The organism is Streptomyces sp. NPDC007189 (assembly GCF_040703635.1).
In the GTDB taxonomy this organism is placed as follows: Bacteria; Actinomycetota; Actinomycetes; order Streptomycetales; family Streptomycetaceae; genus Streptomyces.
This window is the reverse complement of sequence record NZ_JBEYEY010000038.1, coordinates 12553-27416: the sequence shown is the minus strand read 5'-3', so window position 1 is coordinate 27416 and position 14864 is coordinate 12553. Positions and strand designations below refer to the sequence as shown.

12 protein-coding genes and 3 pseudogenes are annotated in these 14864 nt (G+C 69.1%); 8 read left to right on the top strand and 7 right to left on the bottom strand.

Annotated features, from left to right (window positions below):
• Positions 1-13: 13 nt before the first annotated feature.
• A pseudogene (locus AB0950_RS38810) lies at positions 14-373 on the top strand (transposase); the annotation flags it as partial.
• A gap of 14 nt (positions 374-387) precedes the next feature.
• Here AB0950_RS38810 and AB0950_RS38805 read toward each other — a convergent pair.
• On the bottom strand, positions 388-1335 hold the full coding sequence (locus tag AB0950_RS38805; RefSeq protein ID WP_366780614.1) for a TetR/AcrR family transcriptional regulator: 948 nt from the start codon (positions 1333-1335) through the stop codon (positions 388-390).
• Between the two features lie 392 nt (positions 1336-1727).
• On the opposite strand from AB0950_RS38805, the gene AB0950_RS38800 reads away from it, so the two are divergent.
• Positions 1728-2465, top strand: coding sequence for a flavodoxin family protein (locus AB0950_RS38800; RefSeq protein WP_360162187.1), 738 nt, complete (start codon positions 1728-1730; stop codon positions 2463-2465).
• Between the two features lie 269 nt (positions 2466-2734).
• Here the strand turns inward: AB0950_RS38800 and AB0950_RS38795 are convergent, their stop codons facing one another.
• Complete coding sequence (locus tag AB0950_RS38795; protein WP_360576127.1) at positions 2735-3334, bottom strand: isochorismatase family protein; 600 nt, start codon at positions 3332-3334, stop codon at positions 2735-2737.
• A gap of 61 nt (positions 3335-3395) precedes the next feature.
• Between AB0950_RS38795 and AB0950_RS38790 the strand changes: the two genes are divergently transcribed.
• Entirely contained in the window at positions 3396-3860 is a 465-nt protein-coding gene (locus tag AB0950_RS38790) for a MarR family winged helix-turn-helix transcriptional regulator (RefSeq protein WP_360162183.1), read from the top strand.
• A 198-nt stretch (positions 3861-4058) separates the two neighbouring features.
• Here AB0950_RS38790 and AB0950_RS38785 read toward each other — a convergent pair whose 3' ends face one another.
• Positions 4059-4619 (bottom strand): hypothetical protein, encoded by a 561-nt coding sequence (locus tag AB0950_RS38785; protein ID WP_360162181.1) that lies wholly within the window; start codon positions 4617-4619, stop codon positions 4059-4061.
• Positions 4620-5291: 672 nt separating this feature from the next.
• On the opposite strand from AB0950_RS38785, the pseudogene AB0950_RS38780 reads away from it, so the two are divergent.
• The 4 genes and pseudogenes from AB0950_RS38780 to AB0950_RS38765 all read left to right on the top strand — a co-directional run.
• A pseudogene (locus AB0950_RS38780) lies at positions 5292-6053 on the top strand (GTP-binding protein); the annotation flags it as partial.
• A 410-nt stretch (positions 6054-6463) separates the two neighbouring features.
• Positions 6464-8449, top strand: a complete 1986-nt coding sequence (locus tag AB0950_RS38775) for a SpoIIE family protein phosphatase (RefSeq protein ID WP_366780613.1) — start codon at positions 6464-6466, stop codon at positions 8447-8449.
• On the top strand, positions 8412-8789 hold the full coding sequence (locus AB0950_RS38770; protein WP_366780616.1) for a PP2C family protein-serine/threonine phosphatase: 378 nt from the start codon (positions 8412-8414) through the stop codon (positions 8787-8789). The genes AB0950_RS38775 and AB0950_RS38770 overlap by 38 nt, the downstream gene beginning before the upstream one ends.
• 277 nt (positions 8790-9066) lie before the next feature.
• Entirely contained in the window at positions 9067-10002 is a 936-nt protein-coding gene (locus AB0950_RS38765; RefSeq protein WP_366780612.1) for a DUF5996 family protein, read from the top strand.
• Between the two features lie 34 nt (positions 10003-10036).
• Here AB0950_RS38765 and AB0950_RS38760 read toward each other — a convergent pair whose 3' ends face one another.
• Together AB0950_RS38760 and AB0950_RS38755 are read right to left on the bottom strand one after the other, a co-directional pair.
• Complete coding sequence (locus tag AB0950_RS38760; RefSeq protein ID WP_360162175.1) at positions 10037-10510, bottom strand: VOC family protein; 474 nt, start codon at positions 10508-10510, stop codon at positions 10037-10039.
• A 152-nt stretch (positions 10511-10662) separates the two neighbouring features.
• Positions 10663-10926: pseudogene (locus AB0950_RS38755) on the bottom strand (helix-turn-helix transcriptional regulator); the annotation flags it as partial.
• A 501-nt stretch (positions 10927-11427) separates the two neighbouring features.
• Here AB0950_RS38755 and AB0950_RS38750 point away from each other — a divergent pair.
• Entirely contained in the window at positions 11428-12129 is a 702-nt protein-coding gene (locus AB0950_RS38750; RefSeq protein ID WP_360576117.1) for a hypothetical protein, read from the top strand.
• A gap of 186 nt (positions 12130-12315) precedes the next feature.
• On the opposite strand, the gene AB0950_RS38745 is transcribed toward AB0950_RS38750, so the two are convergent.
• Together AB0950_RS38745 and AB0950_RS38740 are read right to left on the bottom strand one after the other, a co-directional pair.
• Positions 12316-13080, bottom strand: a complete 765-nt coding sequence (locus AB0950_RS38745) for a methyltransferase domain-containing protein (protein WP_366780611.1) — start codon at positions 13078-13080, stop codon at positions 12316-12318.
• A 507-nt stretch (positions 13081-13587) separates the two neighbouring features.
• Positions 13588-14841 (bottom strand): cytochrome P450, encoded by a 1254-nt coding sequence (locus AB0950_RS38740; protein ID WP_366780610.1) that lies wholly within the window; start codon positions 14839-14841, stop codon positions 13588-13590.
• Positions 14842-14864 lie beyond the last annotated feature (23 nt).

Here is a 14864-nt window from a genome sequence, read left to right as displayed (position 1 = left end):
GACGATCCACGCCATGGGCCGGATCATGTCCCGGGTATCGGACCGGCGCGGCGACTTCTGCGCGAAGACGGCCGCATACCTGGTGCAGAAGAACGTCCTGGTCGTCCTCGAAGACCTCAAGACGAAGAACATGTCCGCCTCGGCGTCCGGCACCGTGGCCGAGCCGGGCCGGAACGTCGCGCCCAAGCGCGGCCTGAACCGGGCCATCCTCGACAAGGGTTGGCACCGCCTCGAACTCGCCCTCACGAGTGCCGCCCGGTACACGGGCACGGCACTGGCGAAGGTCAACCCCGCATACACGTCGCAGCGATGCTCCGCCTGCGGCTTTGTCACGGAAAGCAACCGCGAGAGCCAAGCGGTCTTCCGATGCAAGGCCGACGGGTGCGCTCACGCGGAAAACGCGGACGTGAACGCGGCGAAGAACATCCGAAACGCGGGCGGACAGCCCGTGTCAGCCTGCGGAGACCTCGGCATTGGCCGGTCCGTGAAGCAGGAACCCGGCAGCTGGGCGACCGGCCAAGCCACCTGAAAAAGGGAATCCCGGCCCATCAGGGCCGGGAGGATGTCAACAGAGGCGACCGTCAACGCGGTCCCGAGCAGAACGGACTGCTTGCCGTAGGACTTGTGGATGTCGATGGCCTGCAGGAGGGGTGCCGGTGCGGGTGTTGAGCCGGGCGCCATGCGCGGCCTGCCTACGGGCTGTCTCCTTGCGGTGGGGGTGGTGCCGCGTTCAGTCCGCCCGTGGATGCCGAGAATCTCCGGGGCCCGGCGGGTCATGCCGTCGGCCGACAGCGGGTCCGTGTCGAGGACGTCGGCGAGGCCGTCGTGCAGCAGGAAGAGGGCCAGGTCGTTGACGAGGAGCAGGGCGGCGCGCACCGCCGGGTCCCGCCCGGGGGCGGCCAGTCCGGCTGCGGCCAGACCGTCCAGCGCCACCCTGCTCAGGTCGTACAGCCGTGGGAACAGCAGCCGTCCGCATCGGTGTCCGACAGCAGGAGTCGGCGCAGCTAGCCGGGCAGGGGGGGAGTCGTCCGGCAGATGACGGGCGAAGGCTTCGCTCAGCGAACTCGCCCCGGCACCGGGATCGAGTAGTTCCGCTCCGTTCTCACCGGTCAGCTCGCCGAGCATCGCCTCGAAGACGTCCAGGACGTACTGGTCGACTTCCTGGCGAAGCCCCTCCTTCCATTCGAAATAGTGCACGACCAGGCCCGGCGACACACTCGCGGCCGAGACGATCTGCCGTACGGTGACCGCCTCCGGTCCGTGGGCGGCGAACAGGCGCAGGGCCTCGTCGCGGATGACGGCTCTGGTGGTCCGGTCGTCGCGGATTGCACGCATGCACAGCACGCCTGGTTGAGTTATCGGGCTGACCGGCCGACGAAATGAGAGGTGCGGCGTGCGGAGAGGGAGGGCCGGGGCCCAACGGACACGGCTGCCGGCGTTCAACCGTACGAAGGGAAGAGCCTGCCTGCTTCCCGGAACCCTGCCTCATTGCCCTCCAACGGCAGGCCCATGCGCCACCACGCACAGTGCCGTTTCGGAACCTCCTCCCGTCATGCACCACCAGGAACCGGTAAGCGAGCCAAGCCGACTGACCGCGCCTGGGTCGAATCGCCGCCGGGGCCATTCGGAGGCTTTTCCATAGCGGCTTCCATGGACGTCCCTCAGGCTGGAGCCGGATGTGAACGCTTCGCCGCTGACCGTGGCAAACAAGGCTCTGGGAGGATCGCGTGGCCGCTTCGCCGCCCGGCAACGACACACCGCCCGCGAGGTACGACGACCTGCGGGCCCTGGTGATCAACTGCACCCTCAAGCGCTCCCCGGAGACAAGCAACACCCAGGGGCTGATCCACCGCAGCACCAACCTCATGCACGCGCAGGGCGTGCACGTCGACGTCGTACGGGCGGTGGACCACGACATCGCCACCGGCGTGTGGCCCGACATGCGAGAGCACGGCTGGGAGACGGACGCCTGGCCGGACCTGTACCAGCAGGTCATGGCGGCCGACATCCTCGTGCTGGCCGGCCCCATCTGGCTGGGCGACAACAGCTCCGTGATGAAGCAGGTGATCGAGCGCCTCTACGCATGCTCCAGCCTGCTCAACGAGTACGGCCAGTACGCCTATTACGGCCGTGTGGGAGGCTGCCTGATCACCGGCAACGAGGACGGCGTCAAGCACTGCGCCATGAACGTCCTCTACAGCCTCCAGCACCTGGGCTACACCATCCCGCCCCAGGCCGACGCCGGATGGATCGGCGAGGCGGGCCCGGGCCCCTCCTACCTCGACCCCGGCTCGGGCGGCCCGGAGAACGACTTCACCAACCGCAACACCACTTTCATGACCTGGAACCTGCTGCACCTGGCCCGGGCCCTGAAGGACCTCGGCGGCATCCCCGCCTACGGCAACCAGCGCACCGCCTGGGACGCCGGCTGCCGACGCGACTACGAGAACCCCGAGCACCGGTAGTGGGATACCGATGGCAAGTGGTGGACCGCCGTCGGTTTCACGGTTCCTCTGTCGAGGCCGGAGCGTCGAGACGCGGGCGGAGCCGACCGTGGCGCAGAACTGCCCATCCTCGTGGACACCGTCATCCGCCTGTCCGTGGAGAAGCTGCCCAGCCGCGGAAAACAAGCCGCTCTGGCTGTGGTGGTCGGGCACCGGTGGGCGCTGAGCAGCGGGGACGGGCATCCACCGCACAGCGGGACACGAGATCACCATGTCCGACAGAAGCTTCGTCAGGCCGTCGTCTGCCCTGATCGCTGCTGTGCCGGTTCGGCAGCGGGCTGCTGGATCAGAGCGTGCAGTGCCGCGATGACCTGGCGGCCGGTCGGGGTGGTGAAGTCACGTACGAGGTCGGAGGCGAAGCTGGCGACGCCGGTGATCCGGCCTCCGGCTGCCTCGATCTGGCGGAAGGCGGCCTGCTCGGTGCGCGGGGAGAGTCCACCGCAGGCGTCCAGGAGCACGGTGACCTCAAAGCCGGCCGCGATGGCGTCAAGTGCCGTGTGCAGTACGACGATCTCGCTGGCCACACCGCACAGAGCGAGGTTCTTCCGGGGCTGGGCGGTGATGGCCTGGCGGGTGGCCGCATGGTCCCAGGCGGACGGTCCGCTGCGGACGCAGACGGGTGCTGCGGAGATGGATGCCTCCTTGATGACCGCGGGGCCGCCGGGACGTGGTGCCGCCGAGAGGGTGACCGGGATGTCGAGCAGTTGGGCGAGCTGAGCCAGGAAGCCGACGGATCGCCTGATCGTGGCCGGTGGAGTGGTTCCGCTGAGCTCGACGATGCCTTCCTGGAGGTCGGCGAGGTGTAGCTGGACGATGGCAGGACTGAGCATGACCGGACCTTTCAGTCACAGCGAGAATCATTCACAATCTGAATGATTCTCTTAATGTAGCATGCTGTCCGTGGCTCTTGGCAAGGTGGACTCCAGCGTCGTCTTCCGTCTTGGCGTGCTCGGGGCGATGGCGACCGATCTCTTCGCGGCCCGCATCGCCGCCCATGAACTCAAGCCCAAACACGTCGGATTGATGGTTGTGCTGGACAGCGGCAGGGCCTCGTCGCAGCTTGAGGTCGCTGGGGTGATGGGCGTCGCGCCCAGCCTCGTCGTGGCGCTCGCCGACCACCTTCAGAAGCTTGGTGCGATTCAGCGGGTCAGGGACCCGGCCGACCGCCGGCGCCAGGTGCTGACACTCACCGAGCAGGGCCGGGAACTGCTCGAAGTCTGCGGAAAGCTGGCACAGTCCGCCGACGCCGAGTTCGCCTCGGACTTGACCGCGACGGAGAACGCCGTACTCACGGGCCTGCTAGAGCGGCTGGCTGCCCGTCAGGGGCTGCCAGCCGCGGCCACCGACCACAAATAATCTTTAGGTCGGTGTCGGTCTCCCCATCGATGATCCTGCCCTGCTGCTGACCTGGGCCCAGCGCTCCGACGTCGGCCCCTGAGCGGGCAGCACAGTGAGTCGGCGGCTGTCAGGCGACGGCTGCCTGGTCTGCGATCGTCGGCACGTCCCTGCCCGACCTCGGCGTGTGCTGTTCCGGCGCGGTGCAGACGCAGTCCTTCAGAGAGTCTGGCTGCCTGGGGGACGCTCGCTGGACCTGTCTGGTTCGGTGTGGTGCGCGGAGGCTTTCGCCACCTGCTTGAGCGCCGATGTCGTGGCGGGGTCACCGACCTTGGCGGGCTGCTCGTGCGTATGTTCCCCGGGGCGGTCATGTTGGAAATGAGAGGGCGCCAGCTTGTCACCGGGACCGTAGCGCTCCGTGTCCGTGGTTTCCGCAGGGGCGGGGCTAGGGCCGGCCGTAGCGGGCGCCGTGCCGATCCCGGGCCCCGTCGTCTCGGCTGGCTCTTCGTACGGGATTTGTCCAGGGCGTGGCTGGGTCAGCCAGGCGACGGCCGCACCGGTGAGAGCCAGGGGCCACTCCACCACCCCGGTGATGCCGAGCACCCCGGCTCCGGTGTAGACCGCCAACCGGCGGCCGCGGGGAGAGATGGCTCCGACCCAGTCCAGTGCACCGCCGGCGGCCTTGCCCACCTGCTCGGCTCCGGGCAAGCGACGAAGCCCCGAGCCGACGGCCCGCAAGGGTTGAGGAAGATCCGATGAAGTCGTCTTGACCTGGTTCATATCGAACTCCCTCCGCGTGTTTCCAAGGGATGCCAGCTCCCGAGTTTCCCGATGTCAACCGCATATGCCGTGCGCGGCAGCGGTGAAGTTTTCCAAGGCGACGGCTCATGATCCGCAAGAAGAGCGTCGCCCGACCGCATCCACCCGCGCATGCCGCGATCAATGAACGCCCTCTCCTGCAGGCAGTGTTGTGCGCATCGCCGCCTCCGGCGTTCATCACGGCCAACTGTCGCCTCCGCTCACCGCTGCGTGCACGCTCGGTCTCACGCGATCAGATGTGGACCCGGAGCGATCTGCATCTATCTAACCGCTCCCGATGCAGACAATCTAGGCGATATCGTTTGCCTAGGGGAGCGTCTCGTGCTGGATCACCGCATGCGGCATCCCTTTCACTCTCCGTTTCCACCGTTGCCGTTACTGGGGCGCGTATGGGTGTCGCCGGGGTCGACGCCGTCCATCTGACTGGGGACTGGTCGCTGTTCGGGGCCGGTTGAGCATGATGAGTGATGGTGCGGAGACGGCTGAAGAGTGTGTCCTGCCCTGGGAGGCATCGGGGGCGCAGGCGCACACGTCCGCTGCCCACGTGCCGGGCATTGGCGGAGCCGGCGGCGTCCCGGGCGACGATCTTCCAGAAGACAGCGCGGCGCACCGGACGGTGATCTGCTGGGCTGTGGCGACGCACCGCTGGTGAACGACTGAGCTCGCTGCGCGCTGCGCGACGACCTGGTGCCCCGAAATGCTGCGACTCGCCACGAGGGCAGGTACCGGCTGGCCGTCGTGGAACTTGGGACTCCGTCGAACCCCAGGCATTGCCAAGGTCATCGCCCGCGTGGAGGGCAGCCCCCGCAAGAAGGGTGGCAAGGTCGCCGACGACACCAACCACGCGCCGCCCGCCCAGCTCACATCGGGTGCGCGAAAGGTACGCACGGAGAGCGTCGCCTGGGGGCAGCTCTGTCGGCGGGCTTCAGCGTGGCAGCGGCAACAGCCCGGGGGCATCCTGTGTGTGCGCCGCTGCCGCAGCAGTGCGACGAGCACGGCGTGAGCACCTTCGCCTGGTTGCGCGCGGCCCTTCCACCCGCAGCGCCTCTCTGCGGCGCTGGAGGACCTGGCCTGCGCCGCCGCCCGCAGCCTGGGGGGTTCTGGCCGGCGGACCGTTCCGACACGCTGTTGTCCCGTGACGCCGCGGGCAGCGCCCTGTGCGTGGACTCGGCCGGGCCTTGGCTGGCCGCCCTGCCCGACGCCGCCTGGGAGCTGGTGCCCGCTGAGCGCCGCCTCGCTGGACGGGCATCCCGAACACGGCGACCGCTGCCAGTACCTCACCTTCACCTCACCCGGTCTGGACCGCGACGGTTGCCGGCCCTGATCGACTCGTCATCGCGCTGTGGTGGCTCGCGCTCGCCGCCCACGTCACCGTCGATGCCGTCCGGGCCCTGACCGGCACAGGTGAGGGCACGCGCTCCGTGCTCGGGATCGTGCCGGCTGCCCTCTCGCTCACGGTGATGCCGGTCCATCTTTGCGATCTGGCCCGGAGTGTCCCGAGGACCTCCAGGTGGAGCCATAGCCGGATCGCGGCGAGGGGCCCTGCGAGCTGTGGTCGAAGGGTCTCTCTGGTTGCCGCCTTGGGCGGTGGGCCGACCGCGCACACTGGAACCATGCGCGAAATGATCGGCGGCGAGACGGCGGAACGTGAGGATCTGCTCGCTGCAGCCGTCGTCGAAGCCGTCGAAGGGGCTGGCGCGTATGCCGGAAGCGTATTTCTCCGCTCCCGCGACCGTCGGTCGATCGTGCTCGCCGCGGCGTGCGGGGTGCCACCCTCTCTGCTCGGTGGCTGGCACCTCATACCGGTGAGCACTCCCATCCCGGTCGCCGCAGCCTATAGCTCCGGCCGCACGGTCTACCTGAGCGGCGCGGAGGAGACGATGCGCCGGTATCCCCAGCTCGCGGTAGCTCTGCCGTACGCCTTCGGCTCCTGCTCCGTGCCGGTGGGCGCAGGGGAGGAGACCTTCGGGGCGCTGGCGATCGTCTGGGCGGCGTCACCCGGCAGCGAAGGGCTGTCGAATGCTCAGCGCCGCCACGTGCGGACCGTCGCCAACCGCCTCGGTGCTTCCCTCGCCGCGCTCCGCGCTCGTACCGGCGATCCCGTCGAGTGCGGCCCGCAGACGATTCCCGCCGAGACCCCGGCTCCCTCGCCACCGGCCGTGCGGGCCGGCCTGTTCGACTGGGACCTGGTCACCGGCACCTTCACCGTCGACGACGAGTTCTGCGCGATCTTCGGTCTCGACCCTCGTGCTTTCGACGGACGAACCCAAACGCTTACTTCCTGCCTGCACCCCGGCGACCGCAACGTCCTTCGAGCCGCCGCCCGCGTGGCAGCGGCCGAGGGCCGGGTCAGCGCGCGGCGTCTGCGCATCCGGGACCGCAGGGACGGCGGCGAGGGGTACCGCACGGTCGAGTTGTGGGGCCGCGCACCGGAGACCGCCGGCGCGCGGGCACGCACCCACCTGGTCGGCCTGGTCATCGACGCCCACGTCGGCAACGCAGCCGTCGCCGCGGTCGAACGGCTGCGGGACGGCGTGTTGTCCCTCGCCCACGACGGGCGGGTCACCTACGCCAACCACAGCGCCCTGCGGCTGCTGGGCGTGCGCGGCGACGAGTTGCTGGGTCGATTTCTCTCGGACGTGCTGCCGTGGCTGTCCGATCCCGACGTCGAGTACCGGCACCGGTCCGCGATGATCTCGCAGGCGCCGGTCTCCTTCCTGGCCTGCCGGCCGCCCGACCGGTGGCTCGCCTTCTCACTCCATCCGCAAGCGGACGGAGTGACCGGCCGGGTGGTGCCCCTGGCTCATCCATCCTCGACCTCGACGCCATCCGCCTCCACGGCCGAGACAGCAACCGCTGGCACTCCGGCGCGCCTGGGCGTCATGTACCACGTCCTGCAGCTGGGCAGCGCGCTGACCGAGGCGGTCACCGCCCGCGAAGTCTGCGAAGTCGTCTCCGACCAGCTCCTACCAGCCTTCGGAGGCCAGCAGCTGGCGATCTACGTGGTCCGCGACGGGACGATGCATCTGCTCTTCCACACCGGCCACCACGAAGATTTCCTCGACTGGCTGGAGGGCGTACCGCTGCATGCACACCTGCCCGGTACGGAGACCCTGACCTCCGGCGCTCCGTTCTTCATCGAGTCGCAGCAGGACCTCGCCCAGGGCTACCCGGGCATCCCCACGGGCGAGGTGAGCTCCTGGGCGTATTTGCCACTGATCGCCTCCAGCCACCCTGTCGGCACCTGCGTCCTCGGCTTCGACGAGATCCACCGGTTCACGCAGAAGGACCGCGGCGTCCTCACCGCACTCGCCGGTCTGATCGCCCAGGCCCTGGAACGAGCGCGGCTCTACGACTCGGAGTTCGCCCTCGCGCGCGGCCTGCAGCAGGCGCTCCTGCCGCACCGGCTGCCAGTGGTCCCGGGTATCCGCACCGTCGCGCGCTACCTTCCCGGCACCAGCGGAATGGACATCGGTGGCGACTGGTACGACGTCATCCCCACCGGCAGTGGGGTCGCTCTTGTCATCGGAGACGTGGAGGGGCACAGTATCGCCGCCGCGGCCACCATGGCCCAGCTCCGCAGCGCCGTACGGGCCTTCGCCGCCGTAGGCCATACGCCTGGCGACGTGATGGCGGGCGCCAACCGAACCCTCATCGACCTCGACCCCGGGCTGCTGGCCAGCTCCTGCTACATCCACTTCCAACCCGACAGCCACCACGCCTACGCCGTCACCGCCGGCCACCCCCCCACCCCTGCTCCGCCGTCCCGATGCGACGACCAACGCCCTTGAACTCGACGTCGGCCCACTCCTCGGCGTCGATCACACAAGCGCCTATCCAGCAACCCGGATCGACCTCCCGCCAGGGTCCGTCCTCGCCCTCTACACCGACGGACTGGTCGAGGAACCCGGCGCCGATATCGAAGTGGGGATAGACCGCCTGCGAGCATCCCTGGCCCACACCCCCGCGGACTCACTGGACGGACTCGCCAACCGGCTTCTGCGCAACGCCCGCGGCTCCTCGCATCGAGCCGACGACATCGCACTCCTGCTCACCGAGTACGGTTCCAGTCACGGTGCCGGGGTGACACCTGATCATGGTGTCGTTCTCGCCGACTCGGTAAAACGCTAGGTGTTCTGTCCAGGAAGGTTGTTGGACGGGTGAGCCAGGTCTCGGCTGAGGGCCGAAGGCTCTGTCATATCCCATGCTCCCGCTCTGGTGACCGAGGACCGACCGCCCCCACCCACGTCACCTCGTCCGTGGCGGGACGATGGCATTGACCTGGGCGGCGGCCCGTGCGGCGGCCCCGGGCTGAACCGCTCCCTCGGCGGTGTGCCGGATGTCCCCTGCGGGGCCATGATGAGACTGCCCGGCCGCCGCGGGAGCGCCGGGTGGGAAGGGGCAGGCGATGGAGCTGTTCCCGCCGGTGGTGCTGGCGGAGTGGCGGGACACCAAGGAGACGCTGCACCGTTTCGCGCAGATCGTCGGCAAGATCCGCCTGGCCGCGAGCGCCCGGCGCAATCACTGGTGGAACGTCCCGTTCCATGTCACTGGGCGCGGCATCACCACTCGTCCGATGGGGCAGGTCGACGGGAATCCGATCTTCACGATCGACTTCGACTTCGTCGACCACCGGCTCGTCGTCATGACGCTGGACGGCGAAGAGCGGTCCTTTCCGCTTCCGGGCCAGTCCGTCGCATCCTTCTACGACCAGACCCTGGCCGCTCTTTCCGCGCTCGGCGTCCGGGTGGACATCGCCATCCCCAGGCCCTTCGATCTGCCCGACGCCGATCGGCCGTTTGCCGAGGACATCGAGCATGCGACGTACGACCCGGTGTCCGCGAACCGCTACTGGCGGGTGCTGAGCCAGGTTGCGTGTGTGCTGGAGCAGTTCGCGGCGGGCTTCTCGGGGAAGGTCAGTCCGGTGCACCACTTCTGGCACACCTTCGACATCGCCCACAGCCGGTTCTCCGGGCGCCGGGTCGACCAGCCCGGGCAGGTCGACCCGGTCACTCGGGAGGCGTACTCCTCGGAAGTCATCAGCTTCGGCTTCTGGTTCGGCGACGACACCTTCCCCGCGCCCGCGTTCTACTCGTACACCGCGCCCGAGCCCGCCGGCCTGGCCGAAGCACCGCTGAGCCCGGCGTCCGCGCAGTGGGTGGCGCGCGGCGACAGCCACCTGGCCGTGCTGCGCTACGACGCGGCCCGCGCCGAGACCGATCCACGTGCCGCCGTGCTCGCCTTCTACGAAAGCGCCTACCAGGCCGGAGCCGGACGCGCCGGATGGGACATCGCGGCACTCGCGTGCCCCGGCGGAATCACCGACCCGGTCTGTCGCCTCTGACGAATGCGGTCAGCAACGCAGCGCAGTGCAGTGGTCACGCTTCGGTATTTGTGCGCGCCAGGATGCCCTTGAGCAGTCCCGTGGACTCGCCGACCTCGATGAGGTAGCCATCCGGGTCGCGCATGTAGCAGCGCAGTTCGGCCCGCCGGTCGATGGGCGGGGTGAGGAACTCGGCTCCCTTGGCGCGGGCTGCCGCGTAGAAGCCGTGGATGTCCGCCACCCGTACGTTCAGGAAGCTGGAGACGGTGTGGCGGTCCTCCGGCGGGCGCAGGACGACGTCAGGTTTGTCATCGGTGGGCCCGCCCCCGGGGTTCATGATGATCCAGCTGTTGGCGACCTTGATGATGCAGGGGTTCTCCTCCAGCACCACCTGCCCGCCCAGCACATCGGCATAGAACGTCCGCGAGCGAGGAACGTCGCCGACCGTGAGGAAGTGCGTGAGCAGCAGGCCCTCGGCCGGTGCGGGAAGGTCGTCGGCTGTGGCGCCGGCGGCTATGAAATCGGACATATGGCGAGCGTAGGGCGGGAGCCCCCGCCCGGCATTCCCATCCGGCAGAACCCACCGGGCACGGCCCCGCCGGCACGGTTGGCCGCCGAGCGCCGCCAACCTCCTGGTTCCGGCCCTATCGCTGCCGCGGACACTGCGACCTGACCCGGACGCCCGATCACGAAGGCCGGCACGTCGCGCATGCCGTCCATCAGCCGCACCAGCTCCGGGGCGACGGTCGACGCTGCGGCCGCCGTGGCCAAGACGGGCAGGGCCGAGCCGGAACAGGTGGCCGGCTGCGGCACCGTCCAGCCGCAGTACCGCAGCGACGCCCCGAGCACCTGCTCGGACGGGTTCCGCTCACGACCCTGCTCCAGGCGGATGTGGTAGTCCGTGCTCACCCCGGCCAGCAGCGCCACCTCGTCCCGCCGCAGCCCCAGTCCGCCACGCTGGATCCGTCCCATGGGTCGGGGCGTGGGTGCGGTGCAACCCCCGGGACTGGGCTACCCGGCATCCCGGCAATGGAAGCCGCCCGACGGCCGTGCCCCAACCTCACGGGGCGGATCAGCTAGGAGATGCCCGTTCGACGATCATGTGCGGAGCCAGATGAGGAGGGATGCTGCGGTTGCGGTGTCGAGGTAGACGTAGCCGCGTCCTCGACTCGGCGAGCCGAGGCCAGCAAGATTCGTGGACATCACTCTCTCGTGCACACAGGTGACGCAGGCCGAGGGCGGGGGCTGAGCCTGCTGACAGAGGAGACGCGACGGCTCGCTTTCAGCCCAGATCCACCGCACCATGAACAAGTCCGTCCCATCACCCGCGGCACAGCCGCGTCGACGACTCAGGCGGCAGGCGTTGCGGACGTAGCCCGTCCGCTCCCCGTGCCCAATAGATGATCGTGGTGAACAAGGCCAACCGGGCTCGGAGAGAATTCCGGCATGGTGATGGCACGGAACTGGTACTCGTCGTCGCCCGTCGTGGACGGGCATACGCTTGTGGATGAGCCGGGTTTCTGGCCCGCGCACTTGGCGGACCTGTCCGGGGGACATCCGCCGGAGGCCTTCGGCTGTGATGCGGGCGACGCCGCGGCCGTGCTGGACCGACTCCACGATCCGTCGGCATGGCCGAGGTTCACGGTTCCGCTGAGCGGCGGCTTCACGATCGTCGTGCACTACAACAGCGGCGAGGAGTTCACAACCACGGACTACTTCCTCACGCATCCCGACTGGAGTCAGGATCTCGCCCTGGCCAGCGACGATCAGGACCGCATCGGCCCCGGACTGTGCTGGCCTGAGCTCGCCGCCCTGCTGGAGGCACCACCGGGTGCCGAGGGCGTTACCGACCCCCACGCCCGTCTCCTGCTCCTTCTGCCGGTTCTCGGCGATGCGGCGGTTCCGCAGGAGGCCGTGACGAGGGTGGTCGAGGCTCTGGTCGCTCAGGGCGCGCCCGAGGCGAGCGAGGCGTTGGCCAGGCAACTGCTTCAGGGGCACCCTATGTGGGGCGCCGAGGACTGGTGGTTCGACGATGACGAACAGAGCTGGTTGTGCGAAGGCGATCACAGCCCCCGCAAAGTCCCCCTCGGCGACCACCTGCCCCCACAACAGCGGGCCGCCCTCGAAGCCTGTCTCACTCCGCGCTGACCGCGAGGGGCCGGCGACGAAGGTGCCCCTGCCATCCAGGAGCGACCAGCCCCTCAGCGCTCAACACACGGAGCACCGTCTGAGCGGTGCCGCCGGCGCGTATGGCTCCTTGAGGCTGCGCACGCTGGTGCCCGGGGATCGATCATGTGGCTCAAGCCCGTCACGTCGGCCGGATGGTCCCTGACCTCAGGCGGCCTCCAGGACGAAGAACAGGAAGCGGAGGAATGCGGTCGCCGAGGGCAGATTCCGGAAGACCTCTTGGAAGACTTCGGGGAAACGCTCGCGGGCGCCTGGTGCGGGGGGCGGTTCGCTGATGACGGCTATCCGGAAGCCGGCGTCGGTGAAGGCGCTGGTCATCGCGTGCAGTGGCCGATGCCAGTAGGTAAGCGTCGCGTTCCGGCCGCTGAAGGTGTACTCCTCGGACCACTTGCTGGTCGCGAAGTAATCGGCATGGGGATGCTGCAGCCTGTAGACGAAGGGGTGGTTGACGGCGACGATGAGTCGGCCGCCGGGCGCCAGCACACGCCGCAGTTCGGCGAGCGGCGCCGTCCAGTCTTCCAGGTAGTGCAGGACCAGGCATGCGAGGGCATCGTCGAACGCGCCGTCGGGGAACGGCAGGGGAGCGCCGCCCAGGCCGGCCTGATGCAGGGCCGCGTCCTCACCGAGCCGCTGCCGGGCCAGCTCCAGTAACTTGATGCTGGGGTCGACGCCGGTCACGATGGCGCCGCGATCGCGCAGCGCCTCGAGCACGGTGCCGGCGCCGCATCCGACGTCGAGGAGCCTGCGCCCGGCCACGTCCCCGGCCAGGTCAAGGATCGCGGGCCGCGCGTAGTAGCCGTTGTGGAGGTTGGACTCACTCTCGGCCGCGTATGCCTGGGCGAAGCTGTCGTAGTCGTTGGCCACAGCCCGACCATCGTGCGCGGCGGAAGTTTGAGGATCGCCGGAAGACATGTGGGTCATCCTGGCATGGCCCACATGCTCCGAAGCGGCGTTCAGGCCGCCCTGAACTTCCGCGAGGCCGAGCGCCGTTGGAGACTCATCAACACGCTTGCCCCGAAGCCGAGGGTGCTGGACGAGCTGCTGTTGTCGGTCGAGGGGTGTGTTGGTGGAGTCGGTCGAGGCGTCCGACGCGGTCGTCCGGGTCGAGGCCCGTAGGACCGCAGGGCGGGCGGCCCGTCCCGGATGCGTACGCTGGTCGGGCGGCCGGCCGCGGCGCGCCGGCTGCGCACCACCGGTTCCAGCGAACAGCTCATGGATGCCCACCTCTGGGCACAGGCATCACTACGGACACCACCGCGAGGATTACGGTGGTCACGCGATGGCGACTATCACAACGCGTGCGTTCCGCGACGCCAGATGCTTCGTCTGGCGTTCATGCATGCGGGCGCCGTTGTGATCATCGAACCGGCGCGGCACGGCTGGACCGCCCGGCTGCGGTCCTGGTGGCGGGCGGAGTGATCAGGACAGATGGACCGGCAAGGAGCCGTGGCCGTTGGAGATGAAGGAGTCGACCGGCTCCAACTCCCCGCTCCCCGCGGCCAGTCGCAGCCCGGGGAAGCGGTCGAAGAGCGCCGGGAGGGCGACGCGCGCCTCGAGCCGACCCAAGGGGGCGCCCAGGCAGAAGTGCACGCCGTACCCGAAGGCCAGGTGCTCCTTGTCGACACGGGCGACGTCGAACGCGGCGGCGTCCGGGCCGTACTTGTCCGGGTGCCGTCCGGCGGCGGCGTACGCGGCGAGGATCGCCTCGCCCTTGGCGATCACCACCCCGTCCGGACCGCCGAACTCGCTCATCACCAGGTCCTCGACGGCGTACCGCAGCGGCAGGCTGGCCACTGGCGCCTCCACGCGCAGCGCCTCTTCCACCACGTCCTCCCAGGAGGCGCGGCCGGCCCGGACATGGGCGAGTTGGTCCGGGTGGGTGAGCAGCAGGTGGATGGCGTTGTCGATGAGGTTGACCGTGGTCTCGTGCCCGGCGCTGACCATGAGCACCAGGGTGTCGAGCAGTTCCTGCTCGGTGAGCCGGGTGTCGCTCTCGTCGTCGCGTGCGGCGATCAGCGCGGTGGTCAGGTCGTCGCCGGGGGACCGCCGCTTGAGGGCGACGAGTTCCCGCAGCGTCGCGTAGAACCGGGCGTAGATGTCGGTGACCTCCTCCGGGGTGGCGGAGGTGTGGAAGATGCCGTCCACGACGGCGCGCAGTTCCGCGCCCTCTTCCTCCGGCAGCCCGAACAGCTCGCTGATCACCTGGATGGGCAGCGGGTAGCAGAACTCCTCGCGCAGATCGACGACCTGGCTCCGCCGCCCGGCTTCTTCGAGCCGGTCGAGCAGAGTTTTGGTGATCTCCTCGATACGGGGCTGCAGCGCCGCGGTGCGCCGCGCGGTGAACGCCTTGGAGACGAGGGACCGCAGACGTTTGTGCTCGCCGCCGTACGCGGTGAACATGTTCTGCACCGCGACCCAGGTGAACAGCGGCCACTCCGGCGAGACCTTGCCGTCGATCCACCGGGTCCAGTGCTGGCGCGGGTCCTTGGAGACGCGCGGGTCGGTGAGCAGGCGCTTGAGCAGGTTGGGGTCGCTGACGGCCCACGCCGGTACGCCGTCGGGGAGTTCGACGGGCGTCACCGGTCCGCGCTCGCGGATTCGGGTGGCCTCGCCGTGGATGTCACGACCGGTCGGATCGATCACTAAGGGGCTGGTCTGTCCGGGGTGTCCCATAGCTGCCTCTCCGGTGCACGAAC

Coding starts and splice junctions, on each gene's coding strand:
- AB0950_RS38745 (WP_366780611.1), bottom strand. CDS start 13,080: ATGTCTTCCGGCGATCCTCAAACTTCCGCCGCGCACGATGGTCGGGCT.
- AB0950_RS38765 (WP_366780612.1), top strand. CDS start 9,067: ATGGAGCTGTTCCCGCCGGTGGTGCTGGCGGAGTGGCGGGACACCAAG.
- AB0950_RS38790 (WP_360162183.1), top strand. CDS start 3,396: ATGCTGTCCGTGGCTCTTGGCAAGGTGGACTCCAGCGTCGTCTTCCGT.
- AB0950_RS38760 (WP_360162175.1), bottom strand. CDS start 10,510: ATGTCCGATTTCATAGCCGCCGGCGCCACAGCCGACGACCTTCCCGCA.
- AB0950_RS38795 (WP_360576127.1), bottom strand. CDS start 3,334: ATGCTCAGTCCTGCCATCGTCCAGCTACACCTCGCCGACCTCCAGGAA.
- AB0950_RS38805 (WP_366780614.1), bottom strand. CDS start 1,335: ATGCGTGCAATCCGCGACGACCGGACCACCAGAGCCGTCATCCGCGAC.
- AB0950_RS38785 (WP_360162181.1), bottom strand. CDS start 4,619: ATGAACCAGGTCAAGACGACTTCATCGGATCTTCCTCAACCCTTGCGG.
- AB0950_RS38750 (WP_360576117.1), top strand. CDS start 11,428: ATGGTGATGGCACGGAACTGGTACTCGTCGTCGCCCGTCGTGGACGGG.
- AB0950_RS38740 (WP_366780610.1), bottom strand. CDS start 14,841: ATGGGACACCCCGGACAGACCAGCCCCTTAGTGATCGATCCGACCGGT.